The sequence below is a fragment of the Streptomyces sp. NPDC053673 genome, from assembly GCF_055585225.1.
Window position 1 is genome coordinate 61655 of the sequence record NZ_JBVJKN010000016.1, and the last position, 18727, is coordinate 80381.

The following is an 18727-nucleotide window of genomic DNA, read 5'->3' on the forward strand; positions in this document are numbered from 1 at the left end:
CGGTCGGTGGCGTACTAGAGGGCCAGGCCGGTGAGGACCAGCACCCGCTCGTACGTGTAGTCGTCCATCGCGTACTTCACGCCCTCACGGCCCACACCGGACTGCTTGGCGCCGCCGTACGGCATCTGGTCGGCGCGGTAGGACGGGACGTCGCCGACGACCACGCCGCCGACCTCGAGTGCGCGGTGGGCGCGGAAGGCGGTCTGCAGGTCGCGGGTGAACACACCCGCCTGGAGGCCGTACTTGGACGAGTTGACCGCGGCGAAGGCCTCGGCCTCGCCGTGGACGCTCTGCACGGTGAGGACCGGTCCGAAGACCTCCTCGCAGGCGAGGGTGGTGTTCGCGGGCACGCCGGTGAGGACGGTCGGCGCGTAGGAGGCGCCGTCGCGCTTGCCGCCGGTGAGCAGCTGGGCGCCGGCCCCGACGGCCTCGTCGACCCAGGACTCGACACGCTTGGCGGCGTCCTCGTTGACCAGCGGGCCGACGTCGGTGGCGGAGTCGGACGGGTCGCCGGTGACCTGGGCCTCGACGGCCGCGACGATCTTCGGCAGCAGCCGGTCGTACACGGCGGCGTCGGCGATCACGCGCTGCACGGAGATGCAGGACTGGCCGCCCTGGTAGTTGGAGAAGGTGGCGATACGGGTCGCCGCCCAGTCCAGGTCCTCCTCGGAGGCGAAGTCGGCGAGGACGACGGCCGCGCCGTTGCCACCGAGCTCCAGGGTGCAGTGCTTGCGCGGCACCGAGTCCATGATCGCGTAGCCGACCTTGTCGGAGCCGGTGAACGAGATGACCGGGAGGCGCTCGTCCTGGACGAGGGCGGGCATCTTGTCGTTCGGCACCGGCAGCACGGACCAGGAGCCGGCGGGCAGCTCGGTCTCGGCGAGCAGCTCACCGATGATCAGGCCGGACAGCGGGGTGGCGGGCGCCGGCTTGAGGATGATCGGCGCGCCGACGGCGATGGCCGGGGCGATCTTGTGGGCGCACAGGTTCAGCGGGAAGTTGAACGGCGCGATACCGAGGACGACGCCCTTCGGGAAGCGGCGGGTGAGGGCGAGACGGCCCTGGCCGCCGGCGTCGGTGTCGAGGCGCTGGGCCTCACCGCCGTTGAAGCGACGGGCCTCCTCGGCCGCGAAGCGGAACACGGAGACGGCACGGCCGACCTCGCCGCGGGCCCACTTGATGGGCTTGCCGTTCTCGGCGGAGATCAGCTGGGCGATCTCCTCGGTGCGCTCGACGAGACGCCTGGAGACGTGGTCGAGGGCCGCGGCGCGTACGTGGGCCGGGGTCGCCGCGAACTCGTCCACGACGGCGTGCGCGGCGGCCACGGCCTCCTCGACCTGAGCGTCGGTCGGGACGGCGACCGTGCCGACGAGACGGCCGTCCCAGGGGGAGGTCACGTCGAAGGTCGTCTCACCGGCGGCCTGGCGGCCGGCGAGCCAGAAGGCGTGGCTGGAAGTCATGTGCGGGTCCGGCCCTTCCGAAGTAGTGGGTTTCCTCTCTTCACACGGTAGGGCGGCGGACCGGAATCGTGATTTGTCCGCGCTGGAGTGGTTGGCGGGGCGGTCTTGCCGCTTTGGCGAGTGCGCAGGTCAGCGGCGGCGTTCCGTGCTGACGATGAGGCACACGCCCGCCACCACGACGGCGCCGCCGAGGGCGATCGGCCAGGTCAGCCGCTCGTTCAGGACCAGCGCGCCGAGGAGTACGGCGACGACCGGGTTGACGTAGGCGTACGTGGCGACGAGCGAGAGTGGCGCGGACTGCAGCAGCCAGGCATACGCCGTGAACGCGATGAGCGAGCCGAAGACGACGAGATAGGCGAGGGCGGTCCAGGACCGGGCGGACACATCGGCGAGCGCGAAGCCGTGCTGCTCGCCCCGGCCGAGGCCGACGAGCAGACAGCCGAAGCCGCCGGCGACCATTTCGTACGCGCTCGCTGCGAACGGGTTGGCCGGCATGGGGATGCGCGAGGACGAGAAGGAGCCCACCGACCACATGAGGGTCGCGGCGATCACGGTGAGGACGCCCCACAGCTGTACGGCGCCGCTCAGGCCGGGAAGGGTCAGCACGGCGAGCCCGGCGAGACCGAGCAGGACGCCGCTGTACGCGCCGGCACCCGGCCGTTCGCCGAAGGCCGTGCGCAGCACGACGACCCAGGCCGGGACGACGGCGATCAGCAGCGCGGTGAGTCCGGAGGGCACGGCGGTCTCGGCGAGGACGACGAGCCCGTTGCCGCCGAGGAGGAGCAGCAGACCGACGACGGCTGCGGAGGCGAGCTGGGCGCGGGTGGCCCTGAGCGCCGACGGCCCCTGACGCCAGGCGATGATCGCGGCGAGGAGCAGTCCGGCGGTGATGAAGCGGGCGCCTGCGGAGAGGAACGGCGGCATCGTCTCGACGACGACGCGGATCCCGAGATACGTCGACCCCCAGACGACGTAGACGATGGCTAGCGCGGCCCATACGGCTCCGGATATCCGGCGGCCAGGCGCGGTGCCTGCGGCGGTGGCGTCGGCGGTGGTGGTGTCGGCGGTGGTTTCGGCATGGGCAGCCGCGGTGGCGCCGGTGCGGGCATCGGGTTGCGTCATCGGTCCTTCTCGTCCTCGTCCGTGTGGACGCAGCGTCATGGTGCACGGGCGGCGTCTTCGTGGGCAGGGGCGGGTGCCTACCCGCCGTCCTGATCACGAGGCAGGACCCTAAGCAGTTCAGCAGTCAATTGCCATGTTTTCTGCCCGACTTCGGGCAGCGAACCGGAAAATTCTTCCTCATCCCGCATCCCGCCCGCGTCTCGCATCCCGCATCTCGCATTCCGCGGCCGGACCGGACGGGCGAGCGGGCGCCTACTCCGGGACCGGCGACGGGCCGGGGCCGGCGCCAGGGCCCGGCCCCGCCGTCGTCCCTTCCGTCGCCTTGAGGGCGAGCCAGAGCTCCATGCGGACGTCCGGGTCGTCCAGAGAGCGGCCGAGGATTTCCTCGACGCGTCGCATGCGGTAGCGCAGGGTGTGGCGGTGGACGCCGAGGTCGGCGGCTGCCGCGTCCCACTGGCCGTGGCGGGAGAGCCAGGCGCGCAGGGAGGCCACGAGGTCGCCGCGACCTGTCGCGTCGTGTTCGTACAGGGCACGCAGCATGCCGTCGGCGAAGGCGCGTACGGCGTCGTCGGCGAGGAGCGGCAGCACCGACCCCGCCGCGAGTTCCTCGTGCTCGACGAGGGCCCGGCCACGCCGGCGGGCGACGGACAGGGCCTGTTCGGCCTGCTTGTAGGCCGCGGCGGCGGCGGTCGGGCCGGTCGGCGCGGACATGCCGACGACGACGCCCGCCTCCTCGGCCTCGCGTTCCGCGTACGACTCGCATTCCAGGACGACCGCTCCCCCGTCGGCGGCGAGGACGACGAGCCGGTCGTCGCCCTCGGGCGCGGTCAGCACCGCCTCGCCCGACCGGGATGCGGCGGACTCCAGGGACTCGGCGAGCGCGTGCACGGGGTGCTCGGCGGCCGGGTCGGGCTCGCCGGCCGGTTCGGCGATGAGCAGCCGGAACGGCGCGTCCAGCAACTCTCCGTACAGATCTCCGGCGACCGCCCTGGCGTGGTCCGGCTGCCCGGACAGCATCATCCGCAGCACCGCCGCGCCCAGCCGCTGCTCGGCGGCCTGCAGCGAGCGGGAACGTTCCGTCGTGAGCGTCAGCAGGGCGATGGCGGAGTGCACGGCGTATCGCTCCGCCGTCCCGAGCGGCGCGCCCGTACCGACGGCGAGCGCTCCCCGCACCCGCCGCCCGGTGCCCAGCGACTGCAGCTCGACCCGGTCGTCGGTGCCGCCGACGACCGCGCTGGCGGGTGCGGGCCGCTCACGCAGCCGCTCCACGTCGGCGGTGAGCCGGGCGGCCCGGCGGGTGGCCCAGTCGGGTGCGGCCGCGACGACGGCTCCGGACGCGTCGTAGAGCGCGGCCCAGCCGTCGACGTGCGCGGCGAGCCTGGCGAGCAGGGCCGCCGGGCCCTCGGCGAGCGCGGCGCGGGTCAGTTCCCGCTGGGCCTCGAAGCCTGCGGTCACGGCCCGGTACTGGTCGGCGGCGATGGCGGCCGACACCGCCTTGCTGATGGCGAGGAACGGGGTGCGGCGCGGCACTTCGAGGAGCGGGAAGTCCTCCTCCTCGGCGGCTTCCAGCAGTGCGGCGGGGATGTCGTCGTAGTTGACGCCGACGGCGAAGCCGAGCCCGACGACCCCCGCGCCGACCAGCCTCCGTACGTACCGTCGCATCGCGTCGTGGTCCGCGGCGTCCAGCGTCATCGCGGTGACGAGAAGCAGTTCGCCCCCCTCCATGTACGGCACGGGATCGGCCAGCTCGCTGACGTGCGCCCAGCGCACACGGGTCCCGAGCCGGTCCTCCCCGGCGCGCACGGTCAGCTTGAGCGCGGAGTGCTGGACGAGCGAGGCAAGGGTGACCGGCATGGGACCGCGGACTTTCGGCAGAGGATGAGAGCTCCGGGCCTGGGGCTGCTGAGCGTCGGGCCTCGGGGCCGTGGACTTCTGAGCGTCGGGGCTGCTGAGCGGGGCTTCTGAGCTTTTTGCCGTCCCGTACGAACGGCATACCTCGATTCTGCCAGGTCGTACGGGTGCGCGGGTCGGGTCCGCCGGTCGGGAGTGCGAGTCCGGTGCGCGCGAGCCGGGTGCGGGAATCAGGTGCGCAGGTCCACCAGCAGCGGCGGCGCGTGCTCGCCGCGCACCGAGGTGAGCGAGAGCACGGCGTGCCCGGCGGGCACGGAGTGCGCCAGCTCGGAGGCCGACCAGCGCTCCCGCTCGACCTCACGGACCGTCACGGCCTCGGCGGTGGCCGCCTTGCCGGTGACCAGACGGCGCATGAAGTGCAGCGCCTTGGTCAGCGGCTCGTCGGAGATGATCTGCCGGTTGGTGACGTCCCTGGTCTGCACCCATTCGGTGCCCCAGGTCTCGGCGAACCGCCCGCCGTCCCAGGGCGCGAGCCCCGCGAACGCCATCCGGCACCCGACCGCTCCCAGCAGCGGCCCGCGCAGCGTCTCGGGCACGTCCTCCAGGGTGCGCAGCGCCAGCACCACCCCCGCGTGTGCGGAGCGCAGCCTCTGCACGGCTCTCACCGAGTCGGCGGTGACGGTGTACGTCGCGTCGTCGAGGACCAGGCAGGCGAAGAGCGAGCGGTCGGAACGTGCGAGTGCGGCCTCGGTGAACTGGGCGAGTACGAGCCGGGCGATGATCCGGGAGGCTTCGGCGTGGCCGCGTTCGGGAAGGTCGACGCGTACCCGGAGGGGGTGCTCGATGGCCCGCAGCGAGAACTGCCGGCCGGGCTCCTTCGTACGGAAGAACTGCGCGAACGCGGGCCGGTCGAGGAACGCGATCCGCTCGGCGAGCAGCACGCCGACGTCGTCCGTGCGCCCCGACTGGCGTGCGCGCGCGTCGAGTTCACGGAGCTGGGACGCCTCCCCGTGCTCCTCCAGGGCGGTGCGCAGCTCGTCCAGCGCACCGGGCGCGCCACCGACGAGCTCACGCAGCTCCGGCACGGCCGGGAAGTGGCCGTGGACGCTCCGGTACGGCCCGATGAGCTGGGCGAGCGCGGTGGCGGCCCGGCGGCTGTCGACCGTCAGGTCCCCGACCAGCGCCTCGGCGAGGATCCGGGCGGCCTCGTCGGGGTCGTCGGTACCGCCGTACAGATCGAGGTCGTGCGTGGACTCGGGCCGGCCGAGGGCGATGACGAGGTCGAACGCGTCGTCGGGGGCCGGCGCGGTGCCGTGCGCGGTGACGGCGACGACGGCGGCCCGGTTGGCGAGCGCCTGCAGGCACATCGCCTCCACGACGGGCCGCACGAGCCGCACGGTCTTCCCGGACCCGGAGGGCCCGACGGCGAGCAGCGAGGTGCCGAGGAGGGCGGGCTCGAGGGCGACGCCGGTGGTGCGGCGTGCGTAGGGGTTGCGGGGGTGGTCGGCGGCGGTGCCGATCTTCACCTGTCCGGTGGCGAGGTCGTGGGCGGCGGTGCGGACGGGCAGGTCCCGTGCGCCTGAGGGGTGGGCGCAGGCGGCGGCGCCGTCCGCACGGACGGTGTCGGTGAAGGCGGGCAGCCGCTCGGGCCGGGTGCGTACGCCCTGCCAGGCACGGCGGATCCGGGCGTAGTCGACATCGCCGAGCGTGCCTCGCTTCGTCGCCTCGGCGAGGGTGTGCGCCACCTCGTCGAGCCCGGCGGCACGCAGTTCGGGCCAGTCGGCGGGGTCCTCCTTGGGCGGGCGCGGCGGGGCGGGGGCCTGCTGCCTGCGTGCGTACCGGCGCCAGATGTCCGGCACGTGACCGATGCGGGCGAAGAAGACGAGCAGGCCACCGCCGACGAGCGCGTAGTAGACGTAGCTGGCCGTGGCCCACAGGGGTGGGTCGGCGCGCCAGGACTCCGGGGTGAGGACGAGCAACGGCCAGAGCCAGTAGCGGCCGAGGTAGCCGTTCCACAGCAGGGACCAGAGCAGCCAGCCGGTGAGCAGGGCGATCAGCGCGCCGGCGAAGAGCCGCCGGGCCGGAATCACCTCCGGCTCCTGCTCCGGCCGCGGCCGGTGCCCCAGCCGCCAGATACCGGGGTCGGCCTGGGGCCTGGGTGTACGCAGCCAGGCCGCGACGGACGCCCCGGTGGAGGGGGCGGGCGCGTGCGAGGGAGCCGGGGGGACGGCGGGAGGCACCGGCGGGGGTCCGGCGGGGCGCGGAACGGGGTGGGCGCTCCCGGCGCTGCCCTCCCGCGTGCCGCGTGCGTCGTACGTGCCTTCGGTGTCCATGAATCCCTGCCCCCTGACCAGCCAGGACCGCGTCTGTGCCACCGTCAATCTAGTGCCCATCGGCGGGGAGTTCAGCGAGTACGCCGTGCGCGAGCCGCTGCGGCACGACGGTGATCAGTTCCGGGGCTCGGCGGCAACGTCCTCGCCCGGCTCACCGGCCCGGGTGCTCTGGAGAGCCCCGGAGTGCCCCTGAGTGCCCCGGGCCCGCCCGACCACGCCCCGGCCGGGGTCCGGGGCTCGTCCCCCGGACCGGCACAGCTCGGCTGCTCTATGTCCGTGACGGACAAACGACACGCGCCCACCACTACCGAACGGAGCATGCCGGACCCCCTGACGCGGACCTAGCCTGCGAAGAAAGAAGAAGTGCGTCCGAAAAGACACCCCAGGAGCCCTCATGACCGCAATTCCGCAGGAGCGCCGCGTCGTCACCGCCATTCCCGGCCCGAAGTCGCAGGAGCTTCAGGCCCGCCGTCTCTCCGCGGTCGCGGGCGGCGTGGGCTCCGTGCTGCCGGTGTTCACCACCCGCGCCGGCGGCGGAATCATCGAGGACGTCGACGGCAACCGCCTCATCGACTTCGGCTCCGGTATCGCCGTGACCTCCGTGGGCGCCTCCGCCGAGGCCGTCGTACGCCGCGCCTCCGCGCAGCTGCAGGACTTCACCCACACCTGTTTCATGGTCACGCCGTACGAGGGCTACGTCGAGGTCTGTGAGCAGCTCGCCGAGCTGACCCCGGGTGACCACGCCAAGAAGTCCGCGCTGTTCAACTCCGGCGCCGAGGCCGTCGAGAACGCCGTCAAGATCGCCCGCGCATACACCAAGCGCCAGGCCGTCGTCGTCTTCGACCACGGCTACCACGGCCGTACGAACCTGACGATGGCGCTGACCGCCAAGAACATGCCGTACAAGCACGGCTTCGGCCCGTTCGCCCCCGAGGTCTACCGCGTCCCGGTGGCCTACGGCTACCGCTGGCCGACCGGTCCGGAGAACTGCGGCCCCGAGGCCGCCGCCCAGGCCATCGACCAGATCACCAAGCAGGTCGGCCCGGACAACGTCGCCGCGATCATCATCGAGCCGGTGCTGGGCGAGGGCGGCTTCATCGAGCCGGCCAAGGGCTTCCTCCCGGCGATCGCGAAGTTCGCCGACGACAACGGCATCGTCTTCGTCGCGGACGAGATCCAGTCCGGCTTCTGCCGCACCGGCCAGTGGTTCGCCTGCGAGGACGAGGGCATCGTCCCGGACCTGATCACCACCGCCAAGGGCATCGCGGGCGGCCTGCCGCTCGCCGCCGTCACCGGCCGCGCCGAGATCATGGACGCCGCTCACGCGGGCGGCCTGGGCGGCACCTACGGCGGCAACCCGGTGGCCTGCGCCGGTGCGCTCGGCGCCATCGAGACCATGCGCGAGCAGGACCTCAACGGCAAGGCCAAGCGCATCGAGGAGGTCATGAAGGGCCGCCTGGCCGCGATGGCGGAGAAGTACGACATCATCGGTGACATCCGCGGCCGCGGCGCCATGATCGCCATCGAGCTGGTCAAGGACCGCGCCACCAAGGAGCCCAACCCGGAGGCCGCCGGCGCGCTCGCCAAGGCCTGCCACGCCGAGGGCGTGCTCGTCCTCACCTGCGGTACGTACGGTAACGTGCTCCGCTTCCTGCCCCCGCTGGTCATCGGCGAGGACCTGCTGAGCGAGGGCCTGGACGTCATCGAGGCGGCGCTCGCCGCCGTCTGAGCCCCGGTTCCGGGGTGTGACCCCCAGTAATCGCGCGCTCTCTGTGAAGAACATGTGGGGGGCCAATGGCGGGATGGAATTCCGGCTGTTGGTCCCCCTCCTGCTGCCGTACGGTTTCTGCAGATGAGAGAAACACCCCGCTCGCAGGGGACTGCGGGCGACTCCATGGCGGAGCCTCCCCAGCCCCGCTTTGGCCGTGCCTTCGCGCACACCACCGGAGCCTCTGGCGCCGGAACTCCTCACCGATCGGATGGCCGCCCGCCCCAAACCCCCCGGGGCGCGCGGCAAACCGGTCCTTACGGCCGCTCCGGAACCACCCCCCCTGTTCCGGGGCGGCCGACTCCTTCCCTCATTTCCCTGGTGCTGGGCACCCTTCTCTTCGCGCTGATCACCTGGCAGATCACCGCCGACGGTCCGCTGCGCACACTGGACGAGCGTCTTGACCGCGCCGTCGTCGGCCACGGCCCGGCCGGACTATCCGAATTCCTCGCCGACCTCGGCAATGTGCAGGTCGCCCTGCCGGTCCTCGCCGTCTGTGTCGCGTACGCCCTGTACCGGCGCCGACGCGCCGACGTCCTGGCCGCCGTGCTCGCCATGGCCCTCGTCCCGGCACTGGTCGCGCCGCTCAAGGAACTGACGGACCGTCCGGGTCCGCTGACGGCGGAGACCGGGTACTACCCGTCGGGTCATGCGGCGACGGCGATGGTGGCGTACGTCGGCGCGGCGCTGCTGCTGGCTCCGCACGTACGGACACCATGGCCGATGCCCGTCGCCGTGCTGCTGACGGTGGCGACGGGCATCGGCCTTGTGCTGCGCGGCTACCACTGGCCCCTTGACGTGCTGGGCAGTTGGTGCCTGTGCGCCGGCCTGCTGCTGATCACCAGGGGTACGCGTCGAAGTTCCTGGAGAACTCCCCGCCGCCGAACCGGTCCCAGTTGATCGACCACGTCATCAGCCCGCGCAGCGCGGGCCAGGTGCCGTGGGTCCGGTACGAGCCACAGGTCGTACCCGCCTTCTTCGTCAGGCAGTCCAGCGCCTTGTTGACCTCGGCGGGCGGTGTGTGGCCGTTGCCCGCGTTCGTCGTGGCCGGCAGGCCGATGGCGACCTGCTCGGGGCGCAGCGCCGGGAAGAACCTTTCGGAGTTGCCGGCGACCGGGAAGCCGGTGAGCAGCATGTCGGTCATGGAGACATGGAAGTCGGCGTTCCCCATGGTGTGGTACTGGTTGTCGAGCCCCATGATCGGGCCCGAGTTGTAGTGCTGGACATGGAGCAGCGTGAGGTCGTCGCGCAGGGCGTGGATGACCGGCAGGTACGCCCCGCAGCGCGGGTCCTGGCCGCCGAACGGCCCGGAGCCGTAGTACTGGTATCCGAGCTGCACGAAGAACGTCTCCGGAGCCATGGTCAGTACGAAGTCGTCGCCGTACTTGGCCTTGAGGGTCTTGAGTGCCGAGATCAGATTGACGACCACCGGGGTCGTGGGATTGCGGAAGTCGGTGTCGCCCGCGTTCAGGGACAGGGAGTGGCCCTCGAAGTCGATGTCGAGGCCGTCGAGGCCGTACTCGTCGATGATCTTCGACACGGAGGAGACGAAGGTGTCGCGGGCGGCCGTGGTGGAGAGCTGGACCTGGCCGTTCTGGCCGCCGATGGAGATCAGGACCTTCTTGCCCGCGGCCTGCTTGGCCTTGATGGCCGCCTTGAAGTCGGCGGCGGACTCGACGTTCGGGCACTCGGTCGCCGGGCAGAGGCTGAAGCGGATGTCGCCGGAGGTCACCGACGTGGGTTCACCGAAGGCGAGGTTGATGATGTCCCAGGAGTCGGGCACGTCGGCCATGCGCGTGTAGCCGGAACCGTTGGCGAAGCTCGCGTGGAGATAGCCGACGAGGGCGTGGGCGGGAAGGCCCGGGCCGGGACCGCCGCCCGCCGTCGTCGTCGCGGTGACGGCCGTGGACTTCGGCGACTCACCCGCGCTGTTGGTGGCGGTGACCTGGAAGGTGTACGAGGTGGTCGCGGCCAGTCCCGTCACGGTGGCCGAAGTCCCGGTCACCGAGAGGACCTTGCTGCCGTTCCGGTAGACGTTGTAGCCGGTCGCGCCGGACGCGGGTGACCAGGACAGCGGCACGGTGGAGGACGTGGGGGTGCCGGCGGTGAGCCCCCCGGGCGCTGCCGGGATCCCGACCGGCGCGCCGCCGGGGCCGATGAGCGACAGGTCGTCGGCCTGGTAGGCGCCGGTGCCGTACCAGCCGTGCGTGTGGATCGTCACGGAGGTCGTACCGGCCCCCGTACTGAACGTCGTCGTCAGCTTCTGCCAGTCGGGGGCCGACTGGGTCCAGGTCGAGACGTCGCCGGTACCGGTACCCGACGCACCGAGGTAGACATAGCTGCCGCGCACCCAACCGCTCAGCGTGTAGGAGGAGTTGGGCTGCACGGTGACCGTCTGGGAGCACTTGGCGTTGTCGCTGCCGGCCGGGGTCGCCTGCAGTGCCTTGGTGCCGCTGCGCACGGGTGAGGAGACGACGGCGCCGCTGCCCGCCGTACAACTCCAGCCGTCCAGGCCGGACTCGAAGCCGCCGTTGCGCGCCAGGTCGGCGTCGGCGGCCTGGGCGCTCCGGGCGGAGGCGACGAGCCCGCTCGCCGCGAGCAGGGCCGCCACGGCGACGGCGAGAGGTCTGGTGCGGTCCACAAATGCCTCCGGGGGTGGGGGGATTCAAGGTGGAGCCCGGCACAAGATGGTCCAGACCAATCAGGTTGTCAAGACCTGTGGCACCGCACTGCGGCGCTCACCCCCGCCCTCCCCGGCGATCGCGTTGCCGGTGAAGTGGGGCACAACAAGATCGCCGGTTGTACTCCCTGAGGGTCCCCACGCCCCGGGGGCGTAGGAAGGAGTACAACCGGCGATCTCACAAGGACAGCGATCTCACAAGCACAGCCGTCTCACCAGGACAGCGGTCTCATCAGGACATCGGCTCAGCTGTCGAAGCCCAGGCCGAGGCGGTCCATCAACTTCAGCCACAGGTTCCGCCGGCCTCCGTTGGCGTCCGCGCGGGCCAGCGACCACTTGGTGATGCCGATGCCCGCCCAGGCCACCGGCTCCGGCGGGAACGGCAGCGGCTTCGTCCGCACCATCTCCAGCTCCGTGCGCTCGGTGTGCTCACCCGCGAGCAGATCGAGCATCACATCGGCACCGAAGCGTGTCGCACCGACGCCGAGACCGGTGTACCCGGCGGCGTACGCGACCTTCCCGCCGTGCGCCGTGCCGAAGAAGGCGGAGAAACGCGAACAGGTGTCGATCGCGCCGCCCCAGGCGTGGCTGAAGCGCAGCCCCTCCAGCTGCGGGAAGCACTCGAAGAACTGGCCCGCCAGCTTGAGGTACGTCTCCGGCCGGTGGTCCATCTCGGCGGTGACCTTCCCGCCGTACGGATAGATCGCGTCGTAGCCGCCCCACAGGATGCGGTTGTCGGCGGTGATCCGGAAGTAGTGGAACTGGTTGGCGCTGTCGCCGAGCCCCTGCCGCTTCCGCCAGCCGATCGAGGCCAGCTGGTCCGAGGACAGCGGCTCCGTCATCAGCGCGTAGTCGTACACCGGGACGGTGTACGAGCGGACCCGCCTCACCAGCGACGGGAAGACGTTCGTCCCGAGCGCGACGCGCCGGGCGAAGACCCGGCCGTACGAGGTGCGCACGGCCATCCCGGCGCCGGACGCCGACAGTCCGACGGCCCGGGTGTTCTCGTAGATCCGCACGCCGAGGTCGAGGCACGCCTGCTTGAGCCCCCAGGCGAGCTTCGCGGGGTGCAGCATGGCGACGCCGTTGCGGTTCCACAGCCCGCCGAGGAAGGTCGGTGAGTCGACCTCGGCGCGCACCGCGTCCCGGTCGAGCAGCTCCAGTCCGTCGGTGAAGCCGAGCCGCTCGGCCTCCTGGTACATCTCATGCAACTCTTCGAGCTGATGCGGTTCGGTGGCGACGTCGATCTCGCCGGAGCGCTCGAAGTCGCAGTCGATGCCGTAGCCGGCGACGGCGGCCTCGATGGCGTCGAGGTTCCGCGCGCCGAGCTCCTCCAGCTTCGCCATGTCGTCCGGCCAGCGGGCGAGCCCGTTGCCGAGGCCATGGGTGAGCGATGCGGCGCAGAAGCCGCCATTGCGGCCCGAGGCGGCCCAGCCCACCTCGCGGCCCTCGATCAGTACGACATCCCGCTCGGGGTCGCGCTCCTTGGCGAGGAGCGCGGTCCACAGTCCGCTGTAGCCGCCGCCGACCACGAGGAGGTCGGTCTTCTCGTCGCCGGTGAGGGCGGGCAGGGCGTCGGGCTTGCCGGGGTCTTCCAGCCAGAAGGGGACGGGCTGGGCGTCGGAGAGTGATGAGGCAAAGGTCATGGCAGCTGGGGCCATGGTTTCCACTCCTTCGGGGCCTGTTGAGCTACTGGCCTACTGGGCTACTGCGGATTTCTTCCGCCGGTTGCTGATCGTCTGGCCGGCGAGGACGACGATGACGGCGATGGCAAACATGGCCGTACCGATGACGTTGATCTGGACGGGCGTACCGCGCTGGGCCGAGCCCCAGACGAACATGGGGAAGGTGACGGTGTTGCCCGAGTTGAAGTTGGTGATGATGAAGTCGTCGAACGAGAGCGCGAAGGACAGCAGCGCGCCCGCCGCGATACCGGGGGCCGCGATCGGCAGCGTGACCCGGAGGAAGGTCTGCACGGGACCGGCGTAGAGATCACGCGCGGCCTCCTCCAGACGCGGGTCCATCGACAGCACGCGTGCCTTGACCGCGGCGACGACAAAGCTGAGGCAGAACATGACATGGGCGATGAGGATCGTCCAGAAGCCCAGCTCGATACCCATGTTGAGGAACAGCGCCAGCAGCGATGCGGCCATCACGATCTCGGGCATCGCCATCGGCAGGAAGATCAGCGAGTTGATCGTGCCACGCGCCCGGAAGCGGTAGCGGACCAGAGCGAAGGCGATCATCGTGCCGAGGACGGTCGCGCCGAGGGTGGCCCAGGCGGCGATCTGGAGGGAGAGCGAGAGCGAGCCGCACATGTCGGCGACCCCGCACGGGTCCTTCCAGGCGTCCAGGGAGAACTCCTGCCAGGCGTAGTTGAACCGGCCCTTGGGGTTGTTGAACGAGAACACCGTCACGACGACGTTCGGCACGATCAGATAGGCGAGCGTCATGAGGCCCGCGATGACGACGAGGTTGCGTCGAAGCCACTGCATCAGACCAGATCCTCCGTTCCGGCTCGCCGGATGTAGACCGTGACCATGATCAGCACGACGGCCATCAGGATGAAGGACAGCGCGGCAGCTGTCGGGTAGTCCAGGATCCGCAGGTACTGCGACTGGATGACATTGCCGATCATGCGGGTGTCCGTGGAGCCCAGCAGCTCGGCATTGACGTAGTCACCGCTCGCCGGGATGAAGGTGAGCAGCGTCCCGGAGACGACGCCGGGCATCGACAGCGGGAAGGTGACCTTGCGGAAGGTCGTGGCGGGCGTGGCGTAGAGGTCGCCCGCCGCCTCGTGCAGCCGGGTGTCGATCCGCTCCAGCGAGGTGTAGAGCGGAAGGATCATGAACGGCAGGAAGTTGTACGTCAGACCGCAGACGACCGCGAGCGGGGTGGCCAGCACTCTGTCCCCCTCGGTCATGCCGAGCAGGCTGGTGACGTCCAGGATGTGCAGCGCGTTCAGCGTCTCCACGACCGGTCCGCCGTCCGCGAGGATCGTCTTCCAGGCGAGCGTGCGGATCAGGAAGCTGGTGAAGAACGGCGCGATGACCAGGATGAGCAGCAGATTGCGCCAGCGGCCCGCCTTGAAGGCGATGAGGTACGCGAGCGGGTAGCCGAGCAGCAGACACAGCACGGTGGCGGTGCCGGCGTACAGCAGCGAGCGCAGGAACTGCGGGTAGTACTCCTGGAAGGCCTCCCAGTAGGTCTGGAAGTGCCAGGTGACCTCGAAGCCCTTTTCGAGCGAGCCGGTCTGCACCGAGGTCGAGGCCTGGTACACCATCGGCAGCACGAAGAAGACCAGCAGCCACAGGATGCCGGGCAGCAGCAGCCAGTACGGGACCAGCTTGCGGCGCACCGAGGGCTTGTGGACGGGTGGTTCGGCGGCGGCCACCGGGGGCGGCGCTTCGGTGACGGTCATGCGCTCTCCTCGACCGTCTCGACGCCCGCGTCGATGTCCTGGGAGGCATCGAGGCCGAAGGTGTGCTCCGGGTTCCAGTGCAGCACGATCTCGGCACCCGGCACGAGGCGGGAGTCCCGCTCGATGTTCTGTACGTACACCTCCAGCTCGGGGCAGACCGGGCTGTCGATGACGTACTGCGTGGAGACGCCGATGAAGCTGGAGTCGGCGATCTTCCCGGTGATCCGGTTGCGGCCCTCGGCGATCTCCCCCGCGTCGTCGGCGTGCGCGAGCGATATCTTCTCGGGACGGACGCCGACCAGCAGCTTCCCGCCGCTGCGGGGCTGGGTGGCGCAGCGCTGGGCGGGGATCCGCAGCTTGGCGTCGGCGGCCGACACGAGGATGTCGCTGCCGCCGGTCTCGGCGACCTCGGCCTCGATGAGGTTGGAGCTGCCGAGGAAGTTGGCGACGAAGGTCGTCTGCGGGTTCTCGTAGAGCTCGGCGGGCGCGCCCAGTTGCTCGACCCGGCCGCCGTTCATGACCGCGACCGTGTCGGCCATGGTCATGGCCTCCTCCTGGTCGTGGGTGACGTGCACGAAGGTGATGCCGACCTCGGTCTGGATGCGCTTGAGCTCCAGCTGCATCTGGCGGCGCAGCTTGAGGTCGAGGGCACCGAGCGGCTCGTCGAGAAGGAGCACCTGGGGGTGGTTGATGAGCGCGCGGGCGACGGCGACGCGCTGCTGCTGGCCACCGGAGAGCTGGTGCGGCTTGCGGTGCGCGAAGTCCCCGAGCTGGACCAGGTCGAGCATGTCGTCGACCTGCTTCTTGACCGACTTGATGCCGCGGCGGCGCAGTCCGAAGGCGATGTTCTCGGTGATGTTCAGGTGTGGGAAGAGCGCATAGCTCTGGAAGACGGTGTTGACCGGTCGCTTGTGCGGCGGCAGGGCGGTGACGTCCTTGTCACCGAGGCAGACGGTGCCGGTGCTGGGGTCCTCCAGTCCGGCGATCATCCGCAGCGTGGTGGTCTTCCCGCAGCCGGAGGCGCCGAGCAGGGCGAAGAACGAGCCGGCGGGGATGGTCAGGTCGAGCGGGTGCACGGCGGTGAAGGAGCCGTAGGTCTTGCTGATCCCGGAGAGCCGGACATCGCCGCCCTCGGTCTTCGAGGTCTTCGAATCAGTCATGGGTCGCGTTCCCAGTGGTGTCGGTGGGCAGGGGGAGGTCAGGCGCCGATGAGCTTGGCGAACTTCTCTTCGTACGCCGTCTCTTCCTTGCTGCTGAGCGAGCGGAAGGCGTGGGACTTGGCGGCCATGGCCTTGTCCGGGAGGATCAGCGTGTTCGAGGCCAGGGCGGGGTCGATCTTCGCGAGCTCGCCCTTCACCCCGTCGACCGGGCAGACGTAGTTGATGTACGCGGCCAGCTGCGCGGCGACCGGAAGCTCGAAGTAGTAGTCGATGAGCTTCTCGGCGTTGGTCTTGTGCCGGGCGTTGGCCGGGACCAGCAGATTGTCGCTGGAGGTGATGTAACCGGCGGACGGGATCGCGAACTTGATGTCCGGGTTGTCCGCCTGGAGCTGGATGATGTCGCCGGCCCAGGCGAGACAGGCGGCGAGGTCGCCCTTGTCCAGGTCCGAGGTGTAGTCGTTGCCGGTGAAGCGGCGGATCTGCTTCTTGTCGACGCCCTTCTGGAGCCGGCCGATCGCGGCGTCGTAGTCGGCGTCGGTGAACTTGCCCGGGTCCTTGCCCATGTCGAGCAGGGTCATGCCGACCGAGTCGCGCATCTCGGTGAGGAAGCCGACCCGGCCCTTGAGCTTGGGGTCGTCGAGCAGCTGGCTGACCGAGTCCACCTTGCGGCCACCGGTCGCCTTGGAGTTGTACGCGATGACCGTGGAGATACCGGTCCAGGGGTACGAGTAGGCCCGGCCCGGGTCCCAGTCCGGGGTGCGGAACTGGGAGGACAGGTTGGCGAACGCGTGGGGCAGGTTCGACGGGTCGAGCTTTTGCGCCCAGCCGAGCCGGATGATCCGGGCGGCCAGCCAGTCGGTGACGCAGATCAGGTCACGGCCGGTGTCCTGGCCGGCCGCGAGCTGCGGCTTGATCTTGCCGAAGAACTCGACGTTGTCGTTGATGTCCTCGGTGTACTTGACCGTGATCCCGGTGCGCTTGGTGAACGCCTCCAGAGTGGGACGGCTCTTCTCGTCCTCACTGATGTCCATGTACTCGGTCCAGTTGGAGAAGGCTATGCGCTTCTCCTTGGCGGAGTGGTCGTCGGAGGCCGCCGCGTCGCCCTCTCGCTTGGCGGGCGGGATGCCGCAGGCGCTCAGCATCCCGGCACCGCCGATGGTGAGTGCACCGATGCCTGACGCACGCAGCAGCGAGCGGCGGGAGAGGGCACCCCTGCCGTTCGTCATGCTGCGCTGCACGGCGGCCAGTTGGGCCGCGGAGAGGCGGTCGGACTGGTACTGCTCCATGCGCTGTTCCCTCTCGGGTGGTCTGGCCGCTGGTCGGGCGGCTGCGGTGGCACGCAGCGGTGGCCGCTGGTGGTTACGGTCGGTCCCCGAAGATCGTGCGGTGCCAGTCCTTCCTGACCACCGCGGTGTTGTCGTACATCACATGCTTGACCTGCGTGTACTCCTCGAATGAATAGGCCGACATGTCCTTTCCGAACCCGCTGGCCTTGTAGCCGCCGTGGGGCATCTCGCTGATGATCGGAATGTGGTCGTTGACCCAGACACAGCCCGCCTTGATCTCGCGGGTGGCACGGCCCGCGCGGTACACGTCACGGCTCCAGGCGGAGGCGGCGAGACCGTACGGGGTGTCGTTGGCCAGCGCGATGCCCTCGTCGTCGGAGTCGAAGGGCAGCACCACCAGGACGGGACCGAAGATCTCGGACTGGACGACCTCGCTGTCCTGGGCGGCTCCGGCGATCAGGGTCGGCAGGTAGTACGCGCCCTTCTCCAGGTCCCCGCCGGGGGCCTGGCCGCCGGTGACGACGGTGGCGTACGAACGGGCCCGGTCGACGAACCCGGCGACGCGGTCGCGCTGCGCGTGCGAGACGAGCGGGCCGAGGTCGGTGGACGGGTCGAAGGGGTCGCCGAGCCGTACGGTCGCCATCAGGTCGGCGACCCCGGCGACGAAGGCGTCGTACAGCGGCCGCTGGACATAGGCGCGGGTGGCGGCGGTGCAGTCCTGGCCGCTGTTGATCAGGGCGCCGGCGACCGCGCCGTGCACGGCGGCTTCGAGATCGGCGTCGTCGAAGACGACGAAGGGCGCCTTGCCGCCGAGCTCCAGGTGGAGGCGCTTGACGGTGGAGGTGGCGATCTCGGCGACGCGCTTGCCGACCGGGGTGGAGCCGGTGAAGGACGTCATGGCCACGTCGGGGTGCCCGACCAGGTGCTCGCCCGCGCCCTTGCCGGCGCCGGTGACGATGTTGACGACACCGTCGGGAATCCCGGCCTCGGCCGCTGCCTGCGCGAACATCAGGGAGGTCAGCGGGGTGATCTCGGCGGGCTTGAGGACGATGGTGTTGCCCGCGGCGATGGCCGGGAGGACCTTCCAGGCGGCCATCTGGAGCGGATAGTTCCAGGGCGCGATGGAGCCGACGACACCGATCGGCTCGCGGCGTACGTACGAGGTGTGGTCGGCGCTGTACTCGCCCGCGGACTGGCCCTGCAGATGGCGTGCGGCACCGGCGAAGAACGCGGTGTTGTCGACGGTTCCGGGTACGTCGAACTCGCGGGTCAGCTTGATCGGCTTGCCGCACTGCAGCGACTCGGCCCGCGCGAAATCCTCGGCCTGTTCGGCGAGCACGGACGCGAAGCGGTGGAGGGCGTCGGAGCGCTCCCCGGGGGTGGCGCCCGCCCAGCCGGGGAACGCCTCGCGCGCGGCTGCGACGGCGGCGTCGACGTCGGCGGTTCCGGCCAGCTCGTAGTCGAGGACCTGCTCTCCGGTGGCGGGGTCCACGACTGTGTGGTTATGTCCCGATGTACCGGGCCGCAGCTGCCCGCCGATGTACTGCGCGCCGTCCTTGAAACGGTCCAGTGCCTGGAAGCGGTTGCCCATTGAAGCTCTCCGTTGTTCCAGCTCGAAGTGAGTGCCGATCCTGACAGAATGAGCT

14 protein-coding genes are annotated in these 18727 nt (G+C 70.5%); 3 read left to right on the plus strand and 11 right to left on the minus strand.

Annotated elements, in window-relative coordinates; translation table 11 throughout:
* Positions 1–14 precede the first annotated feature (14 nt).
* From ACZ6ZQ_RS22705 to ACZ6ZQ_RS22720, 4 genes are all read right to left on the minus strand, one after another.
* A complete protein-coding gene (locus tag ACZ6ZQ_RS22705; protein WP_469770327.1) occupies positions 15–1460 on the minus strand; it encodes an aldehyde dehydrogenase family protein in 1446 nt (481 codons plus the stop codon).
* Between the two features lie 129 nt (positions 1461–1589).
* The gene (locus ACZ6ZQ_RS22710) at positions 1590–2582 is read right to left on the minus strand and encodes an EamA family transporter (RefSeq protein ID WP_469770328.1); all 993 of its coding nucleotides are present in this window, start codon (positions 2580–2582) and stop codon (positions 1590–1592) included.
* Positions 2583–2834: 252 nt separating this feature from the next.
* Positions 2835–4436 carry a PucR family transcriptional regulator gene (locus ACZ6ZQ_RS22715; protein WP_469770329.1) on the minus strand — a complete coding sequence of 534 codons (1602 nt, stop codon included), beginning with the start codon at positions 4434–4436 and terminating at the stop codon, positions 2835–2837.
* 227 nt (positions 4437–4663) lie between these two features.
* Positions 4664–6766, minus strand: coding sequence for a type IV secretory system conjugative DNA transfer family protein (locus ACZ6ZQ_RS22720; protein ID WP_469770330.1), 2103 nt, complete (start codon positions 6764–6766; stop codon positions 4664–4666).
* Here ACZ6ZQ_RS22720 and ACZ6ZQ_RS22725 point away from each other — a divergent pair.
* The 3 genes from ACZ6ZQ_RS22725 to ACZ6ZQ_RS22735 all read left to right on the plus strand — a co-directional run bounded on the left by ACZ6ZQ_RS22725 (position 6765) and on the right by ACZ6ZQ_RS22735 (position 9434).
* Positions 6765–6959, plus strand: coding sequence for a hypothetical protein (locus ACZ6ZQ_RS22725; protein WP_469770331.1), 195 nt, complete (start codon positions 6765–6767; stop codon positions 6957–6959). The two genes, ACZ6ZQ_RS22720 and ACZ6ZQ_RS22725, sit on opposite strands and share 2 nt — an antisense overlap.
* Positions 6960–7160: 201 nt before the next feature.
* Positions 7161–8495 (plus strand): 4-aminobutyrate--2-oxoglutarate transaminase, encoded by a 1335-nt coding sequence (gene gabT / locus ACZ6ZQ_RS22730; RefSeq protein ID WP_469770332.1) that lies wholly within the window; start codon positions 7161–7163, stop codon positions 8493–8495.
* Positions 8496–8855: 360 nt separating this feature from the next.
* Positions 8856–9434 carry a phosphatase PAP2 family protein gene (locus ACZ6ZQ_RS22735; RefSeq protein WP_469770333.1) on the plus strand — a complete coding sequence of 193 codons (579 nt, stop codon included), beginning with the start codon at positions 8856–8858 and terminating at the stop codon, positions 9432–9434.
* On the opposite strand, the gene ACZ6ZQ_RS22740 is transcribed toward ACZ6ZQ_RS22735, so the two are convergent.
* The 7 genes from ACZ6ZQ_RS22740 to ACZ6ZQ_RS22770 all read right to left on the minus strand — a co-directional run bounded on the left by ACZ6ZQ_RS22740 (position 9373) and on the right by ACZ6ZQ_RS22770 (position 18672).
* Entirely contained in the window at positions 9373–11175 is a 1803-nt protein-coding gene (locus ACZ6ZQ_RS22740; protein WP_469770334.1) for a chitinase, read from the minus strand. The two genes, ACZ6ZQ_RS22735 and ACZ6ZQ_RS22740, sit on opposite strands and share 62 nt — an antisense overlap.
* A gap of 284 nt (positions 11176–11459) precedes the next feature.
* Positions 11460–12875 (minus strand): NAD(P)/FAD-dependent oxidoreductase, encoded by a 1416-nt coding sequence (locus ACZ6ZQ_RS22745; protein WP_469770335.1) that lies wholly within the window; start codon positions 12873–12875, stop codon positions 11460–11462.
* 36 nt (positions 12876–12911) lie between these two features.
* Positions 12912–13709 carry an ABC transporter permease gene (locus ACZ6ZQ_RS22750; protein WP_469770336.1) on the minus strand — a complete coding sequence of 266 codons (798 nt, stop codon included), beginning with the start codon at positions 13707–13709 and terminating at the stop codon, positions 12912–12914.
* Positions 13709–14635, minus strand: coding sequence for an ABC transporter permease (locus tag ACZ6ZQ_RS22755; RefSeq protein WP_469770337.1), 927 nt, complete (start codon positions 14633–14635; stop codon positions 13709–13711). The genes ACZ6ZQ_RS22750 and ACZ6ZQ_RS22755 overlap by 1 nt, the downstream gene beginning before the upstream one ends.
* A complete protein-coding gene (locus ACZ6ZQ_RS22760; RefSeq protein WP_469770338.1) occupies positions 14632–15795 on the minus strand; it encodes an ABC transporter ATP-binding protein in 1164 nt (387 codons plus the stop codon). Before ACZ6ZQ_RS22760 ends, ACZ6ZQ_RS22755 begins: the two co-directional genes overlap by 4 nt.
* A 38-nt stretch (positions 15796–15833) precedes the next feature.
* On the minus strand, positions 15834–17081 hold the full coding sequence (locus ACZ6ZQ_RS22765) for an ABC transporter substrate-binding protein (protein WP_469770339.1): 1248 nt from the start codon (positions 17079–17081) through the stop codon (positions 15834–15836).
* Positions 17082–17154: 73 nt separating this feature from the next.
* Positions 17155–18672 (minus strand): gamma-aminobutyraldehyde dehydrogenase, encoded by a 1518-nt coding sequence (locus ACZ6ZQ_RS22770; protein ID WP_469770340.1) that lies wholly within the window; start codon positions 18670–18672, stop codon positions 17155–17157.
* Between the last annotated feature and the right edge of the window lie 55 nt (positions 18673–18727).